The sequence below is a fragment of the Stutzerimonas stutzeri genome, from assembly GCF_000952685.1.
Classification (GTDB): domain Bacteria; phylum Pseudomonadota; class Gammaproteobacteria; order Pseudomonadales; family Pseudomonadaceae; genus Stutzerimonas; species Stutzerimonas stutzeri_E.
The window spans coordinates 268,088-289,106 of record NZ_JYHV01000029.1 but is presented as its reverse complement, the minus strand read 5'-3'; the positions used below and the strand labels follow the sequence as shown (position 1 = coordinate 289,106).

Sequence of the window (21,019 nt, the reverse complement as noted above, 5' to 3'; positions counted from 1 at the left end):
GCCGATCTCCCTCGCGGCCGCCTACCCAACGGCCAGCTGCGTGAGCGCATGCAACACCAGGCCGACGAGCCCACCGACCAGGGTGCCGTTGATTCGGATGTACTGCAGGTCCTTGCCGACGCTCTGCTCCATCTGCTCGACCAGCTCACGGCTCTCCCAGTTCTCCACGCGCTGGGCGATGTATTTACCGATCTGCCCGCGGTAGCGCTCGAGCATCGTGGGTGCGGCAGCCATCAATTGCTCGTTGATCCAGGTGCGCATCGCGGTGTCGGCGGCCAGCGAGTCGCCCAGGCCCTGGGTCAGGCGCACGATCCGTTTGCCGATGCGCGAGTCCGGGCTGTCCAGATCGGCTTCCAGCCAGTCGGCCAGCTCGCGCCAGAGCGTTTGTAGGTAGTCGGTGGTGGCTGGATGCTCAAGCAACTGAGCGACGAGGCGCTCGACCTCCAGCCGATAGGCCGGGTCATGCTTGAGCCGCTCGATATATTCGCCGACATGCTCGTCGAAGCGTTCGCGCAGCGGGTGCTCGGGATCTTCGGCGACTTCGGCGATCACCGCCGAAACGCCGTCGACGAACTTGTTCGCCGACCAGCCGCCGACGGCCCTGCCCAGGCCCAGGTAGCGCAGGGTACGTACTTCGGCGGTGATGGCGTCGGCTACCAATGCCCGGGTGTCGTCATCCTGCAGCAGGGTGTCGAGCTTGATCAGCGCTTCATCGAGCATCGCCTGATGCTTGCCCTGGCGGGTGAGCATTTCCAGCACCTGACCACAGACCGGCGCAAGATCGATCTTGCGCACGCGGTTGATCAGTTTGGCCTGGACGAAGGCCTGCACCCGCTCGTCATGCAGCGACTCGGCGCCGAAACGTGCCATGCCGGTGAGCTGCCGGCCGACGGCGTCGGCATTGGCCGGATGGCGCAGCCAGTTGGCCAGGCGTCCGCCGATATCCAGAGCCTCCAGCTTGGCCAGTACCAATGGGGTGGAAAGGAAGTGGGTGGTGATGAAGACCGACAGGTTCTGCCCGATCCGGGCCTTGCTGCGCGGAATGATTGCTGTGTGCGGAATGGGCAGGCCTAGCGGGTGGCGGAACAGGGCGGTGACGGCGAACCAGTCGGCAATGGCGCCAACCATGGCCGCTTCGGCGAAAGAAGCGAGATAACCCCAAGCCGGGTGCCGTGGTTCCAAGGCGGTCGCCACGACATAGAGCAGGGCCGCGAGCAGCAGCAGAAGGCCGGCGACCAGCTTCATACGTAAAACCGGCGACTGCCAGCGATGTTGCAGAGGGCTCATGCGATTCCTCTTTGATGGCGACGGATGATGCAGGCGGTTCGGCCGGACGACCGACGGGCTGCCCATGAAGAGCAGACCCGGTTGGGTGGGAGCGGGTTCGATTACCCGTTTGTTGCGTTAGTGCGGCGGGCGGTACCGGCGGCTTATTCCTCGCCGTCGTCTTCTTCGCGCAGCAGCACGTAGGTGCCGTCGTCCAGGCGCTCGCAGACATAGAACATCGAGATGGTGCCGTCCTGCTCGGTCACGGCGGCGTAATCATCGGCCTCGACGGTGAAATAGCCCTTGGAGTCGGTGCCGGCTTCGCTGGCGAATACAGCCGTGAAGAAGGCGTCTTCCGGCATGCCGTCGAAGTAATCGGCGCGCGCCTTGGCGTCCCATTCCTGCGGCGGTTCGAACTGTCCGGTGATGATCACACGGGCGTCGCCCATGTCCTTTTCTTCGCCGTCCGGATCGGTTTCGTGGGCACGGTAGATGGTGCAGCTGAGCGCATTCGGGTCGGCCAGAATGCTGTCGCGCGGGGGATGGTTGTTGGCAGGCATGGGGGCAGCTCCGGTCACAGGTGGGATTGACGGCAGTGTGGTGGAGTCCTGGTGCGGCTGCAATCGCAAGTTGGCCGGCGCGGCGGATTCTCCTGCCGGCAACCGATGGCGATCGGACCGCCGGCACCTGGTGAAGCGAACGCCGTCGGACTGAGGCGGCTCCAATGCGATAGACCCCATTGCGTCATACAGCGAGATCGCCATGAGCCAGCACCATCAGGATCAATCCGAACATGACCATCCCGCTGACGAATCGCCGGACGTCACCATGACCGATAGCGGTGAGAAAGAGCCCGGCGAGGATCCGGACTTCGACGAAAGCGAGATCGAGGACGGTGTCGACGACCGATAGCCCGCCAGCCCAGGACGCGATCGAACCTGCGCCCGCCATCAGGAGTACCCATGACAAATACCACGTGAATCCAACCCCGATGGGCTGGGAGCTGACCGACCCGCAATCCCGCGAAACCGTGCTACGGACGGTGACCAAGGACGAGATGTTCACCGAGCTGGATAGATTCATGGCGGGCAAGACCGCTTCGGTCGAGGTCTACCGGCGCGACGGCGGGCTAGAAGAAGAGCGGCCCTATCCCGGGAGCAGCCATCCGGTGTCGACCCGTTAGATCAGCCGCCGTATTTCCCGCATGGCGAGCGTAAACCTGTCATACCATCAGCGCTTCGCTTATCTGATCGGAGAGTCCCGCATGCGCTTGCCCCTCGCATTTGCTTCCCTACTGGCACTGGCCGGCTGCTCGTCCTGGCAGGCTGACCCGGAGGACATCAAGCCGGTGCCGCAGGAACGTCTGCGCGGCTATCAGACGCCCATCACCAACGGCGGCGAGCTGGTGGTGACCCGCGACTTCGGCGTGCGCGGCGGTGGTTGCTATGTGGCGGTGATGGTCGATCGCAAGCTCGCCGCACGCATCCACGTCGGCGAACAGGTGCGGTTGCAGGTGCCGGAGGGTATGCGCATCGTCAGCATCGAGTCCGATCCCGAAGACGACACCCTGTGCGGCATGGGCAATCTGCTACGCGAGCGGGCCGCGCGAGTTGAGACTGGCGAGACGCTGCACTTTCGCATCAGCGCCGACAACCGTATCGGCTTCGATATCCAGCAGGTCGACGCCCAGTAGCGTCGCTGTCGCTCGCATCGGGTGTCTGTTTGATCCCGGTACGAGGCGGTATCACAAAGAAACATTCTTGCACCGTCCTCGCCGAACCCTCACTTCGGTTTCGTGCTCCCAGATAGGCAAACCGTTGTGCTTGAGCCTTCGGTGCCTGTCTGGATTCTGAAGACAGCCCGCTCCGCACAACGACCCATACGTCATCGCGGCCGAATGGTCGCCTGCCAGGAGTTGATGCGTGAAACGAGCCATATCCTCCTTGATGTTCGCCGCCGGGCTGACTGTCGTCCCCGTGCTGCACGCTGAACAACAGCCGACCTACGGGCCGCACCTTGAAGGGTTTGAGTATCCCCACCCAATCAAGCGCTTCGACTTTTCGTCTCAGCGCCAACCTTTGACCATGGCGTACATGGACGTGCCCCCAGCGGGCAAAGGCAATGGGCGAACGGTCGTGCTGATGCACGGCAAGAACTTCTGTGCGGCGACTTGGGAGGAGAGCATCGCGGCGCTCTCGCAGAACGGTTATCGAGTGATTGCGCCCGATCAGATCGGTTTTTGCAGTTCCAGCAAGCCTGAGGCTTACCAGTTCAGCTTTGCGCAGCTGGCACACAACACCCGCGCGCTGCTGGAGTCGCTGGATCTGGAGAAGGTCACCGTGATCGGTCATTCCATGGGTGGCATGCTGGCGTCACGGTTCGCGCTCAATTATCCGCAGATGGTCGAGCAGCTGGTACTGGTCAACCCCATCGGGCTCGAGGATTGGCAAGAAAAAGGCGTGCCCTACGCGTCAATCGAAGAACTGTATCAGAGCGAGTTGAAGACCGACTTCGAAAAGATCAAAGCCTACCAGCAGAAGTTCTACTACAACGGCAGCTGGAAACCGCGCTATGACCGCTGGGTGAGCATGCTGGCCGGGATGTACGCCGGTGACGGCAAAGAGATCGTTGCCTGGAACCAGGCGCTGACGTCTGACATGGTTTTCACCCAGCCGGTGATCCACGAATTCGACACGCTGAGTGTGCCAACCTTGTTGCTGATCGGTGGTAAGGACCGCACCGCACCGGGAGCCAATCGAGCGCCGGAAGACGTCGCGCAACGCCTGGGCGATTATCCCGAACTTGGCCGGCAGGCCGCGGCGATGATTCCCAACGCGACCCTGGTGCCTTTCCCTGAGCTAGGCCACTCACCGCAGGTCGAGGCGCCGGATGTGTTCCATGGGGCGTTGCTCAATGGACTCAAGACGCGTTGAACCACGCCGCGGACGCCGCTATAGAGGCCAAACCCAGAGGATGACGGGTACGGCCACCAGCACCACCAAGATCGACAGCGGCAGCCCGAGCCGCCAGTAGTCACCGAAACGGTAGCCGCCGGGGGCCATGACCAGCGTATTCGACTGGTGTCCGATGGGCGTTAGAAAGGCGCAGGAAGCACTGATGGCGACCGCCATCAACAGCGGATCGGCAGAGGCGTCCATACCGCGCGCGAGGGCGATCGCCACGGGGGCGGCAAGCACCGCGGCAGCGGCGTTATTGACCACGTTGGATAACAGCATCACGCCAATCATCAGGGTCGCCACCGTGGCGGCCGGTGGCGCCGCCTGGCTGATGTCCAGCAGGGCGTTGGCGATCAGGCGCGAGCCGCCGGTGGTTTCCAGTGCCTCGCCAATCGGCAGCATCGCGGCGATCAGGACGATGACCGACATGTCGATGCTCTTGTAGATGTCGCCGGTGGGGACCAGCCCCACGAGCACCATCGCCAATGCCGCGCCGACCAATGCGATCGCCGCGGGCACCACGCCGAACGCGATCAGCGCCAGCGCGCCGGCAAAAATGCTACTGGCCAACAACACCTTGCGAGGCGCGGTGATACGCAGACCGCGCGATGCCAGCGGCAGGCAACCGAGGTTGCTCAATGTCGATTGCAGCTGATCCTCGCGTGCCTGCAGCAGCAGAATGTCGCCCGCGGCGAAGCGGATCTTGCCCAGTCGTTGCTGCAGTCGCTGCCCTTGGCGCGCCACGGCAAGGATGTTGACCCCGTGGCGCTCACGCAGCGCCAGGCCGGTTGCGGTCGTGCCGACCAGGGACGAGCCGGCGGTAATGATCGCCTCTGCCAGGGCGCGCTCCCCGCGAGGCGTGCGATCGGCGTCCGGGTCATCTGGCTGCTGGCTCTTGTCGCCATTAGTTTCGGCCCGCTTTTCCTGCTCGGCTTTCTCACGCGCTTCCGCCTTGCTGTCCGCCTCGGCGGCCAGCTGCAGGTGCGTCACGTCGAGAAAGCTCTTGAGACTGTCCGAATCGGCTTCGACCAGCAGAACGTCTTCCTCGTGCAGCACTTCGTAGGTCGAGGGCATGCGCTGATGCTGCCCGGCGCGTACCAGGGCGATGACCATGACATCGGCTTCTTCACCGCCTGCGACCAGCAGATCGCGCAAGGTGCGACCGGCATATTTGCTGCCCTGCGGAATCTGCAGTTCTGTCATATAGGCGCTGATCTCGAACAGCTCCTGATCACCGCTCTGGTTCTCGCGACGCGGGGTCAGGCGCCACAACAGGGTGATGAGCAGAACGCCGGCGACCGTGATCGCCAGACCTACGGGAAGAAACTCGAACATGCGGAACGGCGTCTCGCCGACTTCACGCCGATAGCCGGCGATAATGATGTTGGGTGGCGTACCGATCAGCGTCAGGGTACCGCCGAGCAATGAGCCGAACGCCAGCGGCATCAGCAGATAGGAGGGCGAGCGGCCACTCTGGCGTGACATCCATACGGCGACCGGCATGAACAGCGCCAGCGCGCCGACGTTGTTCATGAAGCCCGAGCACAGCGCGACGATACCGGTGAGCGTCAGCACCTGAATCCAGGGCTGGTCGCCAACCCGGGTCAGATGGCGCGCCAGTGAATCGACCACGCCGCTGTTGAGCAGGCCGCGGCTGAGCACCAGTACGGCAGCGACAGTGATCACCGCCGGATGCCCAAGGCCCATGAAGGTGTTCTCTGGCGGCACGATACCGGTCAGGGTGACGACCAGCAGGGCGCCGAGCGCAACGATGTCGTAACGCCAGCGATTCCACACGAACAGCCCCAGTGTTGCGGCCAGCACGGCGAATACGATCAGCTGATCGCTTTGCATGGAGAACTCCGAAAGGCCGCTGTACCGCAGTCAAAGGCGGAGAGCAGAGCGGTTGGATGAAAGCAGACGCCGCGGCGGCGCCGCGTCAGCCCGATGATGGACCGCTGGACCAGCGCTGCGTTCGTTGACGGTCTCACGGTAGGGAACCGGCGACCATTGTGATTGCATCGCAGCGCCGCCGCCTAGTCGTGATGCACGGCGTATCGGCCGGCTCCACCAATGGGCTGGCCAAAAATGGCTGCAGCGGGCAATGTTGCACGAGACCCCACGAAGCGACGGCCGCCCATGCCCAAGCATATGTTTCTGCAATGCCGCGATGACTATTCGCTTGCCGCGCAGCTCTGGCTGCCCAATGGCGAGGCGCGCGGCTCGGTGATCATCAATAGCGCAACCGGCGTGCTGGCACGCTACTACGCCCGCTACGCCGCGTTTCTGCGCGAGCATGGATATGCGGTGCTGACCTACGATTACCGCGGTATCGGCGGCTCGCGGCCAAAGAACCTGCGCGGGGTCGACATTCGTTGGCGCGACTGGGGCGACTACGATTTCGATGCGGCAGTGCGCTGGATGCGTGAGCGCGACCCGGACGGCCTATTGGTCACGGTCGGGCACAGCATCGGTGGCTTTCTGCCGGGGTTCGCCGAGGCCGCCAGCCAAGTGGACCGCTTTCTCAGCGTCGGCGCGCAATATGCCTATTGGCGCGATTACGCCGCCGCCCAACGTTGGCGGATGTTTGCCAAGTGGCATCTGTTCATGCCGGCCGTGACGGCGGTCTACGGCTATTTTCCGGGACGACGGCTGGGCTGGCTGGAAGACCTGCCGGCCGGCGTGGCGCTGGAGTGGGCGTTTCGCCGGGCGCGAATGGAGCACAGCTACCCAGCGCATGAGCGCGAACAGATGTTGGCGCGATTCGCCGCCGTCTACGCCCCGATTCTGGCGGTCAGCGTCTGCGATGATGAGTACGGCACCTCGCCGGCCATCGAGCGGGGATTGAGCTACTACCGCAACAGCCAGCGCGACCATGTGCGGCTCAGCCCCGCCGAGTTGGGTCTGGCGCGCGTCGGGCATTTCGATCTGTTCCATGAACGCCACCGTGACGGCTTCTGGCTGGCGAGCCTGGCGTGGATCGGCGAGGGCCGCAATCCTTGGTCGGACGCGCCCCAGCCCGTCGCCTGCGAGGCCTGTTGAGTACGCACTGCGGGATCCAGCGTTACCGGCGTAGCGAAGCCGTGCTTTCAGGCCCAAACGGTGTCTAGCCGCGGTTGGTATGCACGTCTCCGGGCGATCCGCTATCCGCAGCGTGCTCCCTTGGCGCAGCCAGCAATTCCCGGATGGCGTCGGAATAGGCTCGGCGACCCACACGCATTGCGTTGTTATGGGTGCCGCCTTCGATCAGCAGAAGCTGCTTGGGGTGCTTGGCGGCGGCGTATAGTTCTTCGCTGAAGCGGGCCGGTACGTATTGATCATCCGTACCGTGAACCAGCAGCAGCGGCATGCCGATCTGATCGATCTTGTCGATCGAATCGAATTTCTGCGACACCAGCCAGCGGATCGGCCAGGGGGTGTCGGCCACTTCCGTCGCGATATCGGCCAGGTTGGTGAAGCTGGACTCGACGATCAGCGCGCGTGCGGGCGGTGCTTCGCCGCGACGTTCGGCTTCGAGACCCAGCTCGGCCGCTAGATCCACCGCCACCGCACCGCCCAGCGAATGGCCATAGATCAAACGCTTGTCGGCATCGGGCTGCAGCGTCTTGAGATGATCCCAGGCAATCCGCGCGTCCTCGTAAACGCTGGATTCGGACGGCAGCTCGCCCAAGCTCTGACCGAAGCCGCGGTAATCGATCGCCAGCACTGAAAAGCCCAGCGAACGGATTTGCTCCAGCCGGAACAAGTGCCCTGTGAGATTCCAACGCGACCCATGCAAATAAAGGATTGCCGGCGCGTTTACCTGTTCGGCTGGCCACCACCAAGCGTGAATGTTCTGGCTGTCGCCGAACGCTGGCGCGCTTAATTCGCGTTCTTCCACGCCGCTGGGCAGCCCGCGATACCAACTGGCTGTACCAGGCTCGATTCGGAACACCAGTTCACGCTCTTTGTGCTCCAGCAGCGAGCAGCCGATCGGCAGGACGGCGAGCGCCGCGGCAATGAACAGCAAGAAATTGGAGCGGGCTTTTTTGCGAAAGAGCGACAAGGTCGACATGGCGGCTGGGGCATCTCCTAGTGAAGCGCCATTGAGCGATTAGCTGGCGGGCGCATGCAAGCGGCTCGCGACGACAAGTCTTTACTACAGATTGCAGCGTAGCGACGTCCGCTTCGCACCATTGGCCTTCAGCGCGGGTTAGCATCCTGGCTCCCGTCGTTTTCAGGAGTTTCATCGTGATCACAACACGCATCGGTTTGCTGCCCGCCCTGTTGATTGCCGCCGCGCTCGCCTTCGCCGGCTGGTCGGTGGGACAGGGAGTGGAACGTTTTCGTATGGCCGACCGCTCGGTGACGGTCAAAGGGCTGGCAGAACGCGACGTGCAAAGCGATTTTGCCGTCTGGACGCTCGGCTTCCGTCGCGCCGGCAACGATTTCGCCGGCGTCCAGCAGGGCTTGTCGGACGATCGCAGCCGGGTGGTGGCGTTCCTGCGCGAGCAGGGCTTCGCTGATGACGAGATCGAGGTGCGCCCGTTGCAGGTTCAGGACCTGCTGGCGCGTGAATGGGCGCCGCAGGAGATCGCCCTGCGCTTCAACGGCAGCGGCCAGGTGCTGGTCAAGTCGATGCGTGTCGAGGCGGTCGGCAAGGCCGCCAACGGTGTCGATCCGCTGATCCAGGCCGGTATCCAGCTCGATACCGAGCAGAACGGTTTCAGCGGGCCACGTTATCAGCTGCGCGGCTTCAATGATCTCAAGCCGGCCTTGCTGGAAGACGCCACACGCAACGCGCGCGAGCAGGCGGCCAAATTCGCCGAGGATGCTGGTGCGCGTCTGGGCGAGCTGAAAAACGCCAATCAGGGGGTGATCCGCGTGCTCGACGACGATGGCAGCGACATGGATACCGGTCGCACGCCGGGCAAGCGTCTGCGGGTAGTCAGTACCTTCGAATACGCCCTTCAGTAAACATCACGTCGCAACGATCCGCTCGTATCCGGGACGGTCGCTGTCGAAAAACTTCCTTGATGCCATTGACCCTCACGTTGCGTGAGGCCCGACCATCACTTTCGCACGGACGAGGAGCGCTTTGCGATGCAGTTGAAAGTAGGTGAATTGGCCCGGCGTTGTGGTCTGACCGTCAGGACCTTGCACCACTACGACGACATCGGATTGCTACGCCCATCCGCGCGCTCCGACGCGGGCTATCGGCTGTACAACCGTGACGATGTTGCACGGTTGCAGCAGATCCAGGCGCTACGAAGCCTGGGTGTTTCGCTGGCCGAAGTCGGAGCGATTCTCGACCGGCAAGGGCGGTCGGTGTCCGCCGTGATCGAGCAGCAGTTGAGCCTGCTCGACCAGCAGATCGCACGCCAGATACGGCTGCGCGAACGGCTGGCGCAGCTGCATCAGCAGTGCGTCTCGGGCGACGAGCCGGCGCTTGCCGACTGGCTGGAAGCACTGGAGTTGATGAGCATGTACGAGAAGTATTTTTCCGAAGACGAACTGCGGCAACTGCCGTTCTACAACCGCAACGCCGTGAGCGATGCCCGCTGGGCCGAACTGGCCGAGGAGGGCGCACGGCTGCTATACGAAGAAGTCGACCCGCAGGACGAACGGGCGAAAGCGCTGGCGCGACGCTGGATGCAGCAACTGGAGCGGGACACCGCGGCCGATCCTGGCCTGCTGGCGAAACTCGACGCCATGCACTTGGAAGAACCGGTACTGCAACAACAGACCGGCATCTCCCGTGAGGTCAGTGACTATGTGCTACGAGCCTTTGCCGAGACCAAGCTGGCCGTGTACGAGCGCTACCTCGATCCCGACAGCATGGCGTTCATGCGTCGGCACTATCTGGACAGCATGCGTGAATGGCCTGGCCTGATCGCTGCGTTGCGTAAGGCGCAACGGGATGGCCTGGCGCCCGACTCCGAGCAGGTGCGGCAGCTGGCCCGACGTTGGCTGGCACTGTTTCGCGCCTATGCCGGTGACGATCCGCGGATCCAGCAGACGATTCGCCAGGCCAACCAGCGCGAGCCCAGCCTGATGGAGGGCACCTGGGTTGATGAAGGCCTGTTGCGCTACCTCGGCCAGGCGGTCGATGCGCTCTGCACCTGACGCTATGAGTTGTGCGTGGGATGGATACTGCGAACTCAACCCCTCCCACGTTAATTCGGGTATTCAATCGCAGGCGATGGCCGTTTCGGGGGACGCTTGATCGTCGTCGCGTGATGTCCAGGCCCACCAGAACACCAACAAACCGACCGCACCGGTTGCAGCGCCGATGTAGCCGGTGGAGGTCCAACCCAGGCCAGCGCTGATGGCCAGTCCGCCAAGCCATGGGCCGAGCGCGTTGGCGACGTTGAATGCCGAATGGTTGGACGCCGCGGCCAGCGTCTGCGCATCGGCGGCTACGTCCATCAGGTGCGTCTGCAGTGCAGGCGACAGCGAGACCATGGTACCCACTGCGAAGGCCGCCGGCAGGATGGTCCATAGTGAATGGGTGGCAAAGGGAAATACCAGCAGGACGAAAATGCTCCAGAGCAATAGCCAGGCGATGGCTTTGAAGCGCAGCTTATCGAATAGCCAGCCACCGAAAATATTGCCGACGATACCGCCCAGACCGAAGGCCGCCAGGCCCACCGGAATCCAGCTTTCGCTGACGCGGGTAACCTCCAGCAGGGTCGGCGCCAGGTAGCTGAACACGCAGAACATGCCAGCAAAGCCGATCGAGCTGATGGCCAGCGCCAGCCACACCGGTTTGCGATTGAAATCGCGTAGTTCGCGCATCGGATTATTACGTGGCTCGCTACGGTCCAGTGGCAGGAAGATTGCCACCAGCAGCACCGTCAGCAGCGCGATGAGCCCCACCAGGCCGAACGCCCAACGCCAGCTCAGCCACTGCCCCAGCCAAGTCGCGATGGGGTTGCCGATCAGCATGGCGATGGTCAGTCCGGCCAGCACCCGGCTGACCGCCTTGGCGCGTTGATCCGCCGGCACCATCGATGCGGCGACCAGCATGGCCACGCCGAAATAGGCGCCGTGGGGCAGTCCGGCGATGAAGCGGAACAGCATCAGCGAGTGGTAATCCGGGGCCATGGCGCTGGCGAAGTTGCCCAGTGCGAAGAAACTCATCAGCAGCAACAGCAAATGTCGGCGGAACAACCGCGAGCCGAGGATCGCCAGCAGCGGCGCCCCGACCACCACACCCAAAGCGTAGGTGCTGATCACATGGCCGACCTGCGGCTCGCTGATGCCCAATCCCTGCGCCACGTTGGGCATCAGTCCCATGATGGTGAACTCGCCTGTGCCGATAGCGAAACCGCCCATGGCTAGCGCCAGCTCTATCAACAGGATCGCGCGCGGAGAAAAGCGCGGCGTCGGCGGGGCGGTGTACGCCGTCATGGTCGTCCTCGGAGGTGGCGGAGAAAAATGCGGGATTATCCCGTGCAGCGCGCCGGAAGGGGAGCGCTGGCTGCTTTCGGCTCAGTACACAGAGATCGGAAGAGGACGCGATGGTTCAACGACGCGGCACGGGCGTCGAGCGCCGCGATTGGTAGGGCGGTGCCGGTCAGTCGGCGAACTTGCTCAGCAGCGCATGGGCGTCGGCGGCGCCCATCATCGCGGCGGCGGTGAGTGGCGTGGCACCGTTGCGGTCGGCGGCGTGCGGGTCGGCGCCCTGGGCGATCAGGTATTCGACGATCTCGGTGCGGTTGAACATGGCGGCCATCATCAGCGCGGTTTTGCCATCAGGTGATGCGCCCTCTACATCGGCGCCCTGTTCGAGCAGCAGACTGATCATCGCCAGATCCCCCTTGAACGCCGCACCCGCCAGCGGTGTCTGGCCTTTGTCGTTGCGCAGCTGCGGATCGGCGCCGCTCTCCAGCAGCACGCGTGACGCATCGAGATGACCATGGTAGGTGGCGAGCATCAACAGGCTGTCGCCGTTGTGGTTGCGTATGTTAGCCGGCAGGCCGCGGCCGAGCAGGTCGGCGAGGCGCACTGCATCGCCTTTACGGGCGCTGTCGAATATCTGCTCGGCAAAGGCCAGCGCGGCGTCGTCCAGTTCGGGCTTGGGTTGGGCTGGTTCGGTCATGGAGCGCTCCTCGATGAGGCGATGCGCCGACGTTTGCCGGCGCGTGCAGCATTGTGACAAGCGACAGGGAAAAAGGCGCCATGACAAAGGCCATGCCTGCAATAGGCCGTCCGTATTAGGACCTCAACCCTGGCGCAGCGGCGTCACAGGGTGCGCAAAAACGCCACCAGATCGGCTTTCTCCTCCTGGCTCAGGCCGCGCTGCAATACCAGGTTGAAGAACTCGACGGTGTCCTCGAGTGTCAGCAGGCGACCGTCGTGCAGGTACGGAGGCGAGTCCTTGATGCCGCGCAGCGGGAAGGTCTTGATCGGCCCGTCGCCGACGGCCATGACGCCGTTGTACTCCTGGGGTTCGTAGAAGCGTTCGGTCTGCAGGTTATGCATCAGGTGGTCGGTGTAGTAGGGCGGTATGTGGCAGCTTGCGCAGGCGCCTTTGCCGTGGAAAACCTGCTCGCCGCGCAGTTCCTGTTCGCTGGCCTTGGCCGGGTCGAGTCGGCCCTCGACGTTGAGCTTGGGGGCCGGCGGGAAGTCCAGCAGTGCCTGGAACTCGCCCATGAAATGCACCTGGCTGCCGCGCTCGAGCACATTCACGCCTTTTTTCGCCGCCAGCACGATGTCGCCATCGAAATAGGCGGCGCGCTGCTCGAATTCGGTGAAATCTTCGACCGTCTTCAGCGCGCGCTGGGAGCCGAAGATCTGTTGCACGTTCACGCCGCGCAGGGTGGGCGTGTCGATGCGGTGGCGGAATTTCTGCGGCCGCACGTCACCGGCCAGGTGCGTGGCGGCATTGGTATGACCGTTGGCGTGGCAATCCAGGCAGGCGACTCCGGTATGTGGATGCTCGCTGCGCCGGTCATCGGTCGCATTGAATTGCTGTTGCGGAAAAGTCGTCACCAGCAGGCGCAGCCCTTCGAGCTGCTTGGGGTTGAGGATGCCGTTGAACAGCTCGAAGTAGTTGCGGATGTTCACCAGCTTGCCCTGGGATACATCGCCGAGATCCGGCCGCGTGGTGAGATAGATCGGCGCCGGGAATTCCGGAAGGAAGTGGTCCGGTAGATCGAAATCCAGGTCGAAGCGGGTCAGGTCGCGGCCCTCGATCTTGTTGACCTCATCGATATGAAACTGCGGAAACACCATTCCGCCTTCGGGATGGTTCGGGTGTGGTAGCGGCATGAACCCGGCGGGGAAGCGCTTCTGTTGGCGGATCTGCTCGGGGCTCAGTTGCGCCAATTCCTCCCAGCTGCCACCCGCGAGCTTGACCCGCACGCCGGCTTGTATCGGCTTGCCGCGCGCCATGGTGACGCCTTCGGCTGGCGTGTCGCTGAGGTCGTAGCGCTGCCTCAGCAGCTCCATGTGCCTCTCGAGGATGGCAGGCTTGTCCGCTGACATGCGCTGCATGATCGCATCGAAATTCTCACTGATGACCACGGGGTTGTAGCTGGTCGGCTTATCGTCTTCGGCGGCGTAGGCCATCGGTACGATAGGCATGGTGCCAAGTGCCATGGCCAGGCACGAACGGGCTAGGACGGCATTCATGTTGTTGTTTTCCTGTATCGACGAGGTCGTACAGAAGGCCTAGAAGCAAATGGCTTCGCTTGCTAAATAGGCAAGGCCTATGGTCGCGATAGAGAACCTCTAGCGAACCCCGGCCATTCGCTGTCGTCAGCGGTGGCGCAGGCTGGAGAGGTCATGGCGATGTGCCTTATAGCTGTGCGCTTGCTTGGCGCGCAGCGTTATGACGAAAGGGTTCAGCTTACCCAAGCTGCCGTTTCAGACCGGCTGTGGCAGTATCTGCGCTCCGTCGACCGAAGCGCTGCCATGAAACCCGAAGACCTCGAACGCCTGGTGACCCAGACGATGCCGTACGGCAAGTACAAGGGGCGGTTGATCGCAGATCTTCCGGGCAACTACCTGAACTGGTTCGCGCGGGTCGGCTTCCCGCCCGGGGAAATTGGCCAGTTGCTGGCGCTGATGCAGGAAATCGACCATAACGGTCTGTCAGGGCTATTGGAGCCGCTGCGCCGACGCTAGGCCCGTTGCCGCTCGGGGCGAACGAAACGGCAGCGGAGCTGGCTCAGCCTTCGCTTTCAGCTTGTAACGCCGCCAGCGCCGGGGCGGCATAGATGCCCACTTCCACCGCCAGGGTCATTACCCGCTCGATATCGCTGGTGTATACGAGCACCGCTTGCAGTTCGTCATCCAATGGCTCGCTGAAGTCCACCAGCACGTAGCCGCCTTTTTCCGGGTAGAGACTGCTGAGTTGCGTCTGGATGCGGTTGAGCGCCTTCAGCGGCTCGGTTTTCGCCAACTGCTTGGGTTTGAGGACGAAATTCACGTCCGGGCCGAACGAGCCGACGATCTGCTCGAACAGCGTCTGGTAATCGTCGGCCTGGAACAGCACGGTGTCCGGCAGGCTGCCGACGATCATCCATTCGCCTAGCGGAATGGGGAAGTCATCGTCGTAGATGATGTCCGGGTTGGCCTGCAGAAAGGCACCGGGATCGGCATAGGCTTGAGCCGCTTCGTCAGCGAGGCGGTTGATCTCGTCTTCGCTCATGCAGCCCGAGCTGATCAGACGGATCAGCTCGGCGAGTGGGTCTTTCATCGGATGGTCCTGTGGGTTGGGATCGCAAGAATAGCCGAAAGCGATCATTGCCGACGGGCGCCTTTGGAACGCAGCCGGCATGTCGGGATGGCGTTCCCCTCTCGACACCCGCTTCCCTGACGCGTCAACGCGGGTGACGTTGCAGGCTTGTGATCTGTTTTGTCTGCATTTGAACGCCAAGCTGCGGCATCTGTCAGGTTTTCGTGCACAATAGCCGCCATATAAACAGACGCGGCATGAACGATGGCGAACGGCGCTGGCCGGCCTCGCTCCGTTGCGGCGCCAGACAACGATCAGCCAATATTCAAGAGGAACGACTGTGCATAACGTCGTCATCAGCGGTACCGGCCTTTATACCCCTGCCCACAGCATTTCCAACGACGAACTGGTCGAGTCGTTCAACACCTACGCCCGTCGCTTCAACGCCGAACACGCCGCCGCCATCGAGGCGGGTGACGTGCAGCCGGTACCGGAATCCAGCTCGGCCTTTATCGAGAAGGCGTCGGGCATCAAGAGTCGCTTCGTCACAGACAAGGCCGGCATTCTCGACCCGGACCGCATGGTCCCGCGTATTCCCGAGCGCAGCAACGAACAGTGGTCGATCCTCTGCGAGATGTCGGTCAAGGCGGCCGAGCAGGCACTGGCGCGCGCAGGCAAGACTGCCGCCGATATCGACGGCGTGATCGTCGCCTGCTCCAACCTGCAGCGCGCCTACCCGGCGATCGCCATCGAAGTGCAGGCGGCGCTGGGCATCAAGGGTTTCGGCTTCGACATGAACGTGGCCTGCTCCTCGGCCACCTTTGGCATCCAGAACGCGGCGAACTCGGTGCAATTGGGTCAGGCGCGTGCCGTGCTGATGGTCAACCCCGAGATCTGCACCGGGCACATGAACTTCCGCGACCGCGACAGCCATTTCATTTTCGGCGACGCCTGCACGGCGGTGATCATCGAGCGCGCCGACCTGGCCACTTCGCCATACCAATGGGACGTGGTCAGCACCAAGCTGGCGACCGAGTTCTCCAACAACATCCGCAACAACTTCGGCTTTCTGAACCGCACCGCCGAGGAATACATGACCAACCCGGACAAGCTGTTCGTCCAGGAAGGTCGCAAGGTGTTCAAGGAAGTCTGCCCGATGGTGGCCGAGCTGATCGGCGAACATCTAAAGGAGAACGAAATCGAGGTCAGCGCCGTCAAGCGCTTCTGGCTGCACCAGGCCAACCTGAACATGAACCATCTGATTGTGCGCAAACTCTTGGGTCGCGACGCCAGCCCGGAAGAGGCGCCGGTCATTCTCGACACCTACGCCAACACCAGTTCGGCCGGTTCGGTGATCGCCTTCCACAAGCATCAGGACGACCTTTCGGCTGGCAGCCTTGGCGTGCTCAGCTCGTTTGGTGCTGGCTACTCGATTGGCAGCGTGATTTTGCGCAAGCGCTGATCGCCGCGCAGCTTGCGACAACCAGGGCGGATCTTGATCCGCCCTTTTTTCCTGCGCGTTGGCCGAAACGCGCAAGGCCTCTTGGGTTGTGTCACTCATCCAACAGCTATTGCGATAAACACTGATCTTTTAAGTTCCCCTTGTCATAAAAGCTTTATGGAACAGCCACCTGGCTGACACATAGCCTGGCCAAGATGCCGGCAGCACAAAGAGCCATACCTGTGTGTTTTCCAACGCTAAACCAAAAGGGGAATTTTCGATGATCCGTAAGCACTTCGCCGGTTTCGCCGCCAGCGCCCTCGCTCTGGCCGTTTCCGCCCAGGCTTTCGCCGGCACCGTCACCACTGACGGCGCTGACATCGTAGTCAAGACCAAGGGTGGCCTGGAAGTCGCCACGACGGACAAGCAGTTCAGCTTCAAGATCGGCGGGCGTCTGCAAGCCGACTACAGCACCTTCGACGGCTTCTACACCCAGAATGGCGACAACGCCGACGCCGCCTACTTCCGTCGCGCATTCCTGGAAATCGGCGGCGTGGCCTACCAGGACTGGAAATACCAGTTCAACTACGATTTCGCGCATAACGCCGGCAGCAGCGAAGACGGCTACTGGGATGAAGCATCCATCCAGTATTCCGGCTTCAGCCCAGTGAACATCAAGATGGGTCGCTTCGATCCCGATTTCGGTCTGGAAAAAGCCACCAGCTCCAAATGGGTGACCGCCCAGGAGCGTAACGCTGCCTACGATCTGGTCGATTGGGCCAACGGCCACCAGAACGGGCTGGGCATCCAGGTCAACGGCACGGCTGGCGACTCCCTGTACGGCTCGCTGGGCCTGCATGCCAAGGATCAGAACGACGTCGACGGTGAAAGCGTCAAGCAGGTCAACGCCCGTGCGGTCTTCGCGCCGATGCACGAGGCCGGCAACGTCCTGCACTTCGGTATCAACTTCGCCCAGCGCAACCTGGACGACACGGCCACCGACGGCCGCATCCGCAGCCGCCTGGGCATGCGCGGCGTGAGCACTGCCGGTGGTAACGATGCCGGCACCAACGGCAACCGCCTGTTGCTCGGTGGCGCGAACAACGCACCGGCGGGTTCTTACGGCGACGACACCGCGTTCGGTCTGGAAGCTGCCTGGGCGATGGGTCCGCTGTCCGTTCAGGGTGAATACATCACCCGCGAGATGGATTCCGATTCCGCTGCCTACGAAGATGTCGAGGCCAAGGGTTACTACGCCCAGGTCGCCTACACCCTCACCGGCGAAGCACGTGGCTACAAGCTCGGCCGCTTCGACCAGCTCAAGCCGGAAAACAAGCAGATCGGTGCCTGGGAAGTCTTCTACCGCTACGACCATATCGAAGCTGAGGATGACTCGGTCGGCCTCGTTGCGACCAACGACGTCGAAGGCAAGGTGCACAACCTGGGTGTGAACTGGTACGCCAACGAGAACGTCAAGCTCAGCGGCTACTACGTCAAAGCCAAGGTCGACAACGCCGAGAACGCCAACGGCGACGACGACGGCGATGGCCTGGTGTTCCGCGCGCAGTACGTGTTCTAACGCAACACAGTTTCCTTCGTGATGCTCCTTTAAAGCCCCATACACATGGGGCTTTTTTTCGTTCCGATTAGCCGCCAGACTGGCGCCTATGCCTATTCAGACTCTTTCCTGCCTTGCCGACATCGCGCCCGCTCGTTGGGATGCTCTGCTCGGTGACCATCCTCAGCCCTTTCTTCGCCACGCGTTCCTCGCCTCGCTGGAGGACAGCGGCAGCGTCGGAAGGCGAAGTGGCTGGCGTCCGCAGCATCAGCTGCTCAGCGATGCGCAGGGTGCAGCCATCGCCGCGCTGCCGCTGTATCGCAAGACCCATTCCAGCGGTGAGTACGTGTTCGACTGGGCCTGGGCGGATGCCTGCCATCGGGCCGGCATCGAGTACTACCCGAAGCTCCTTTGCGCGGTGCCATTTTCACCCGTGTGCGGCGCGCGCCTGTTGGGTGATTGCGAGGCGGCCGGCGAGCTGCTCGATCAGCTCACCGAAGGGCTCGCCGAGAACGGGCATTCCAGCCTGCATGTGAATTTCACCGAAGCGGCCGCCGATGCGGTTTTCCAAGGGCGCGATGGCTGGCTGGAGCGCATCGGTTGCCAATTTCATTGGCACAACCGCGGCTACCGTGATTTCCAGGACTTTCTCGACGCGCTCACCTCACGCAAACGCAAGCAACTGCGCAAGGAGCGCGAACAGGTGGCGGGGCAGGGGATCGAATTCGACTGGCGTGAGGGCCATCAGCTTGGCGAGGCCGAGTGGGATTTCGTCTACGCCTGTTATGCCAATACCTACTACGTACGCGGGCAGGCACCCTACCTGACGCGAAGCTTCTTCAGCCTGCTGGCCGAGCGGATGCCGGAGGCGATCCGCGTCGTGCTAGCCCGGCAGGGCGGCCGGATGGTGGCCATGGCCTTCAGTCTGGTCGATGCACATGGGCTCTACGGACGTTACTGGGGCTGTCTTGCCGAGTTCGATCGGCTGCACTTCGAGACCTGCTTCTATCAGGGTATCGACCAGGCCATCGCGGCCGGGCTGTCTCGCTTCGATGCCGGGGCCCAGGGCGAACACAAGCTCATTCGTGGCTTCGAGCCGGTGATTACCCGTTCCTGGCATTACCTGCGACACCCCGGGCTGCGCGCCGCGGTGAGCGAATTTCTCGAACAGGAACGCGTCGGAGTGCGGCGTTACGCCGAGGCAGCGCGCAATGCGCTGCCCTATCGGCAGGGCTGAAGGACGCTCTATTTCGCTTTCTGCGCCGCGCTGACGCCTTCCAGGGTCGAGAAGGAAGTGTCCTTGGCGGTCAGCAGGAAGTCGCGCATGAATGGCGAATCCAGCATGTCGGCGCGAATGCCGGCGAACAGCGTAGCAAACAGTCCTTTTTCGCCCAGGCGCTTGGCGGTGACATAACCGCGGGTGCTGTATTCGTGCAGCGCCCAGTTCGGTACGCAACAGACACCGCGGCCCGAGGCCACCAACTGCATCATCATCACTGTCAGCTCAGAGGTACGGACCTGCGCCGGCTCGACATCCGCCGGCTCGAGAAACCGGGTGAAGATATCCAACCGGTCGCGCTCCACCGGATAGGTAATCAGGGTTTCGCTGGCCAGGTCTTCGGCGCGCACGTAGGGCCGATTGGCCAAGGGATGCTGGTTGGCGACCGCCAGCAGGGCCTCATAGGTAAACAACGGGACATAGGTGATGCCGGGCAGCTCGATCGGATCGGAGGTCACGACCAGATCCAGATCGCCGCGAGCCAAAGCCGGCAGCGGCGCGAACGAGAAGCCCGAGGCGAGATCGAGTTCGACTTCCGGCCAGGCATCGCGGAACTGGTCGATGGTGGGCATCAGCCACTGGAAGCAGCTGTGGCATTCGATGGCCATGTGCAGACGGCCCGCCGTGCCACCGGCCAGCCTCGCCAGGTCACGCTCGGCGCTGCGCAGTTGCGGTAACAGGCTGTCCGCCAGTTGCAGCAGGCGCAAGCCGGCACTGGTGAAGCGCACGGGGCGAGTCTTGCGCACGAACAGCTGCAGGCCCAGACGTTCCTCCAGTTCCTTGAATTGGTGCGATAGCGCCGACTGGGTCAGATGCAGGCGCTCGGCCGCTTCGACGAGGCTGTCGGTTTCGCGCAAAGCATGAAGGGTTTTCAGGTGGCGGATTTCCAGCATGCTGCGGCTTCCTGCTGTGACGGTATCGGGGCCAGGATCCGAGGAAATACTCGATCGGGGAAACTACGATGACTTGAGCATCACTCATTGTGTTGGCGAAGTGTGTTCCAGCGCGATGGCTATTGTCGAGCAGGCAGAATGGCGGCTGAACTCACCCGCGTCTCGCAAAAGGTTGTCTTCGCCGAGACGCGGGATGCAGAGGTGATGAGGCGGGTCACATCCAGATGCGGCTGACCAGATAGACCAGCACGCCGAGAAACAGGAGGGCGACGATTACCAGGGCGCCGTCGCGCGCCATCATGCCCAGCCCGAGGAAACTCAGCGCGGCGCCCGCGGCAGAATTGCCGAACGGGATCAGCTCGAGTGGCGGCATGGTGGCGGCGATCAGCAGGCATACCAGCGCATTGAGGCGTACTGCGAGGCCTTCGGTGAGAAAGGTCAGGCGATGCCGCAACAGCCGATCGACCCAGCGCGCGGGACGCTGCAGAAAGGCGATGGCCCGATCGTATTTACCCCGCGATGCCCGACGCTGAAGCAACCACCGGGGCAGCCAGAAGTGTTTGCGCCCGATCAAAATTTGAAGTGCGATCAGCCCCACCATGACGGCAAACAAGCTTGGCAGTCCGGGGATACCCGACAGGGGCGAAAACACCAATAAACCCGGCACCAGCAACAAGGCTCCGAAGCTGCGGTGGCCGGTCGCTTCGAGCATGCCCTGGATGGTAACCGGCTCGCTGGGTTCGCCAGCCTGGCTGAGGCGCTCCAGCAGACCTTCAAGATTCTCCGGTTGTTGTCTGCCAATCATTTCAGTTCTTCTTATGTCTTTGGAGTGTTAGAGAACAAAAGCGAAAAAACGACAATATGAAATTTTTTACTATTCAAAACAAAATGCATTAGTTTGTTTCATTCTCTGGCTACGCCCACAATCTCCTCCATCGAAGCGAAATGAATTGGAGATT

At 62.6% G+C, this 21,019-nt stretch carries 21 protein-coding genes; 11 read left to right on the top strand and 10 right to left on the bottom strand.

Annotated features, from left to right (window positions below):
* Positions 1–21: 21 nt before the first annotated feature.
* Positions 22–1,287 (bottom strand): DUF445 domain-containing protein, encoded by a 1,266-nt coding sequence (locus tag UF78_RS16015; protein ID WP_045163196.1) that lies wholly within the window; start codon positions 1,285–1,287, stop codon positions 22–24.
* Between the two features lie 143 nt (positions 1,288–1,430).
* Entirely contained in the window at positions 1,431–1,826 is a 396-nt protein-coding gene (locus UF78_RS16010) for a hypothetical protein (protein WP_045163195.1), read from the bottom strand.
* 202 nt (positions 1,827–2,028) lie between these two features.
* Here UF78_RS16010 and UF78_RS23020 point away from each other — a divergent pair, with 202 nt between their 5' ends.
* The 4 genes from UF78_RS23020 (at position 2,029) to UF78_RS15995 (ending at position 4,199) form a co-directional block, all read left to right on the top strand.
* Positions 2,029–2,178, top strand: a complete 150-nt coding sequence (locus UF78_RS23020; protein WP_196298683.1) for a hypothetical protein — start codon at positions 2,029–2,031, stop codon at positions 2,176–2,178.
* 64 nt (positions 2,179–2,242) lie between these two features.
* Positions 2,243–2,449, top strand: coding sequence for a hypothetical protein (locus UF78_RS16005; RefSeq protein WP_230623672.1), 207 nt, complete (start codon positions 2,243–2,245; stop codon positions 2,447–2,449).
* 81 nt (positions 2,450–2,530) lie between these two features.
* Positions 2,531–2,959: a hypothetical protein gene (locus UF78_RS16000; RefSeq protein WP_045163193.1), complete on the top strand. Its 429-nt coding sequence runs from the start codon at positions 2,531–2,533 to the stop codon at positions 2,957–2,959.
* A gap of 229 nt (positions 2,960–3,188) precedes the next feature.
* Positions 3,189–4,199, top strand: a complete 1,011-nt coding sequence (locus UF78_RS15995) for an alpha/beta fold hydrolase (protein WP_045163192.1) — start codon at positions 3,189–3,191, stop codon at positions 4,197–4,199.
* An 18-nt stretch (positions 4,200–4,217) separates the two neighbouring features.
* On the opposite strand, the gene UF78_RS15990 is transcribed toward UF78_RS15995, so the two are convergent.
* Complete coding sequence (locus UF78_RS15990) at positions 4,218–6,077, bottom strand: SLC13 family permease (RefSeq protein ID WP_045163191.1); 1,860 nt, start codon at positions 6,075–6,077, stop codon at positions 4,218–4,220.
* 285 nt (positions 6,078–6,362) lie between these two features.
* Between UF78_RS15990 and UF78_RS15985 the strand changes: the two genes are divergently transcribed.
* The gene (locus tag UF78_RS15985; RefSeq protein WP_045163190.1) at positions 6,363–7,265 is read left to right on the top strand and encodes an alpha/beta fold hydrolase; all 903 of its coding nucleotides are present in this window, start codon (positions 6,363–6,365) and stop codon (positions 7,263–7,265) included.
* Positions 7,266–7,329: 64 nt separating this feature from the next.
* Here the strand turns inward: UF78_RS15985 and UF78_RS15980 are convergent, their stop codons facing one another.
* Entirely contained in the window at positions 7,330–8,277 is a 948-nt protein-coding gene (locus tag UF78_RS15980; RefSeq protein ID WP_045163189.1) for an alpha/beta hydrolase, read from the bottom strand.
* Between the two features lie 176 nt (positions 8,278–8,453).
* On the opposite strand from UF78_RS15980, the gene UF78_RS15975 reads away from it, so the two are divergent.
* Together UF78_RS15975 and UF78_RS15970 are read left to right on the top strand one after the other, a co-directional pair.
* A complete protein-coding gene (locus UF78_RS15975; RefSeq protein ID WP_045163188.1) occupies positions 8,454–9,179 on the top strand; it encodes an SIMPL domain-containing protein in 726 nt (241 codons plus the stop codon).
* 126 nt (positions 9,180–9,305) lie between these two features.
* Positions 9,306–10,328, top strand: a complete 1,023-nt coding sequence (locus tag UF78_RS15970) for a MerR family transcriptional regulator (RefSeq protein ID WP_045163187.1) — start codon at positions 9,306–9,308, stop codon at positions 10,326–10,328.
* 63 nt (positions 10,329–10,391) lie between these two features.
* On the opposite strand, the gene UF78_RS15965 is transcribed toward UF78_RS15970, so the two are convergent.
* The 3 genes from UF78_RS15965 to UF78_RS15955 form a co-directional block, all read right to left on the bottom strand.
* On the bottom strand, positions 10,392–11,615 hold the full coding sequence (locus UF78_RS15965) for an MFS transporter (protein WP_045163186.1): 1,224 nt from the start codon (positions 11,613–11,615) through the stop codon (positions 10,392–10,394).
* Positions 11,616–11,781: 166 nt separating this feature from the next.
* Complete coding sequence (locus tag UF78_RS15960) at positions 11,782–12,306, bottom strand: ankyrin repeat domain-containing protein (RefSeq protein ID WP_045163185.1); 525 nt, start codon at positions 12,304–12,306, stop codon at positions 11,782–11,784.
* A gap of 143 nt (positions 12,307–12,449) precedes the next feature.
* Complete coding sequence (locus tag UF78_RS15955) at positions 12,450–13,808, bottom strand: cytochrome B6 (protein ID WP_080890644.1); 1,359 nt, start codon at positions 13,806–13,808, stop codon at positions 12,450–12,452.
* Between the two features lie 315 nt (positions 13,809–14,123).
* Between UF78_RS15955 and UF78_RS15950 the strand changes: the two genes are divergently transcribed.
* Positions 14,124–14,336: a DUF3820 family protein gene (locus UF78_RS15950; RefSeq protein WP_025242650.1), complete on the top strand. Its 213-nt coding sequence runs from the start codon at positions 14,124–14,126 to the stop codon at positions 14,334–14,336.
* Positions 14,337–14,379: 43 nt separating this feature from the next.
* On the opposite strand, the gene UF78_RS15945 is transcribed toward UF78_RS15950, so the two are convergent.
* Positions 14,380–14,910, bottom strand: a complete 531-nt coding sequence (locus tag UF78_RS15945) for a hypothetical protein (RefSeq protein ID WP_045163288.1) — start codon at positions 14,908–14,910, stop codon at positions 14,380–14,382.
* Positions 14,911–15,229: 319 nt separating this feature from the next.
* On the opposite strand from UF78_RS15945, the gene UF78_RS15940 reads away from it, so the two are divergent.
* The 3 genes from UF78_RS15940 (at position 15,230) to UF78_RS15930 (ending at position 19,125) form a co-directional block, all read left to right on the top strand.
* Entirely contained in the window at positions 15,230–16,351 is a 1,122-nt protein-coding gene (locus UF78_RS15940) for a beta-ketoacyl-ACP synthase III (protein WP_045163183.1), read from the top strand.
* Positions 16,352–16,610: 259 nt separating this feature from the next.
* Positions 16,611–17,909: an OprO/OprP family phosphate-selective porin gene (locus UF78_RS15935; RefSeq protein WP_045163182.1), complete on the top strand. Its 1,299-nt coding sequence runs from the start codon at positions 16,611–16,613 to the stop codon at positions 17,907–17,909.
* 88 nt (positions 17,910–17,997) lie between these two features.
* Positions 17,998–19,125 (top strand): GNAT family N-acetyltransferase, encoded by a 1,128-nt coding sequence (locus UF78_RS15930; RefSeq protein WP_045163181.1) that lies wholly within the window; start codon positions 17,998–18,000, stop codon positions 19,123–19,125.
* A gap of 8 nt (positions 19,126–19,133) precedes the next feature.
* Here the strand turns inward: UF78_RS15930 and metR are convergent, their stop codons facing one another.
* Together metR and UF78_RS15920 are read right to left on the bottom strand one after the other, a co-directional pair.
* Entirely contained in the window at positions 19,134–20,060 is a 927-nt protein-coding gene (gene metR, locus UF78_RS15925; RefSeq protein WP_045163180.1) for a transcriptional regulator MetR, read from the bottom strand.
* A gap of 214 nt (positions 20,061–20,274) precedes the next feature.
* The gene (locus UF78_RS15920) at positions 20,275–20,865 is read right to left on the bottom strand and encodes an exopolysaccharide biosynthesis protein (protein WP_045163179.1); all 591 of its coding nucleotides are present in this window, start codon (positions 20,863–20,865) and stop codon (positions 20,275–20,277) included.
* Positions 20,866–21,019 lie beyond the last annotated feature (154 nt).

What these genes read in the sequence shown, in the direction of transcription:
- UF78_RS16015 (WP_045163196.1), bottom strand. Translation starts at nt 1,287, where the DNA reads ATGAGCCCTCTGCAACATCGCTGGCAGTCGCCGGTTTTACGTATGAAG.
- UF78_RS16010 (WP_045163195.1), bottom strand. Translation starts at nt 1,826, where the DNA reads ATGCCTGCCAACAACCATCCCCCGCGCGACAGCATTCTGGCCGACCCG.
- UF78_RS23020 (WP_196298683.1), top strand. Translation starts at nt 2,029, where the DNA reads ATGAGCCAGCACCATCAGGATCAATCCGAACATGACCATCCCGCTGAC.
- UF78_RS16000 (WP_045163193.1), top strand. Translation starts at nt 2,531, where the DNA reads ATGCGCTTGCCCCTCGCATTTGCTTCCCTACTGGCACTGGCCGGCTGC.
- UF78_RS15990 (WP_045163191.1), bottom strand. Translation starts at nt 6,077, where the DNA reads ATGCAAAGCGATCAGCTGATCGTATTCGCCGTGCTGGCCGCAACACTG.
- UF78_RS15985 (WP_045163190.1), top strand. Translation starts at nt 6,363, where the DNA reads ATGCCCAAGCATATGTTTCTGCAATGCCGCGATGACTATTCGCTTGCC.
- UF78_RS15980 (WP_045163189.1), bottom strand. Translation starts at nt 8,277, where the DNA reads ATGTCGACCTTGTCGCTCTTTCGCAAAAAAGCCCGCTCCAATTTCTTG.
- UF78_RS15970 (WP_045163187.1), top strand. Translation starts at nt 9,306, where the DNA reads ATGCAGTTGAAAGTAGGTGAATTGGCCCGGCGTTGTGGTCTGACCGTC.
- UF78_RS15965 (WP_045163186.1), bottom strand. Translation starts at nt 11,615, where the DNA reads ATGACGGCGTACACCGCCCCGCCGACGCCGCGCTTTTCTCCGCGCGCG.
- UF78_RS15960 (WP_045163185.1), bottom strand. Translation starts at nt 12,306, where the DNA reads ATGACCGAACCAGCCCAACCCAAGCCCGAACTGGACGACGCCGCGCTG.
- UF78_RS15955 (WP_080890644.1), bottom strand. Translation starts at nt 13,808, where the DNA reads ATGGCACTTGGCACCATGCCTATCGTACCGATGGCCTACGCCGCCGAA.
- UF78_RS15950 (WP_025242650.1), top strand. Translation starts at nt 14,124, where the DNA reads ATGAAACCCGAAGACCTCGAACGCCTGGTGACCCAGACGATGCCGTAC.
- UF78_RS15945 (WP_045163288.1), bottom strand. Translation starts at nt 14,910, where the DNA reads ATGAAAGACCCACTCGCCGAGCTGATCCGTCTGATCAGCTCGGGCTGC.
- UF78_RS15935 (WP_045163182.1), top strand. Translation starts at nt 16,611, where the DNA reads ATGATCCGTAAGCACTTCGCCGGTTTCGCCGCCAGCGCCCTCGCTCTG.
- UF78_RS15930 (WP_045163181.1), top strand. Translation starts at nt 17,998, where the DNA reads ATGCCTATTCAGACTCTTTCCTGCCTTGCCGACATCGCGCCCGCTCGT.
- metR (WP_045163180.1), bottom strand. Translation starts at nt 20,060, where the DNA reads ATGCTGGAAATCCGCCACCTGAAAACCCTTCATGCTTTGCGCGAAACC.
- UF78_RS15920 (WP_045163179.1), bottom strand. Translation starts at nt 20,865, where the DNA reads ATGATTGGCAGACAACAACCGGAGAATCTTGAAGGTCTGCTGGAGCGC.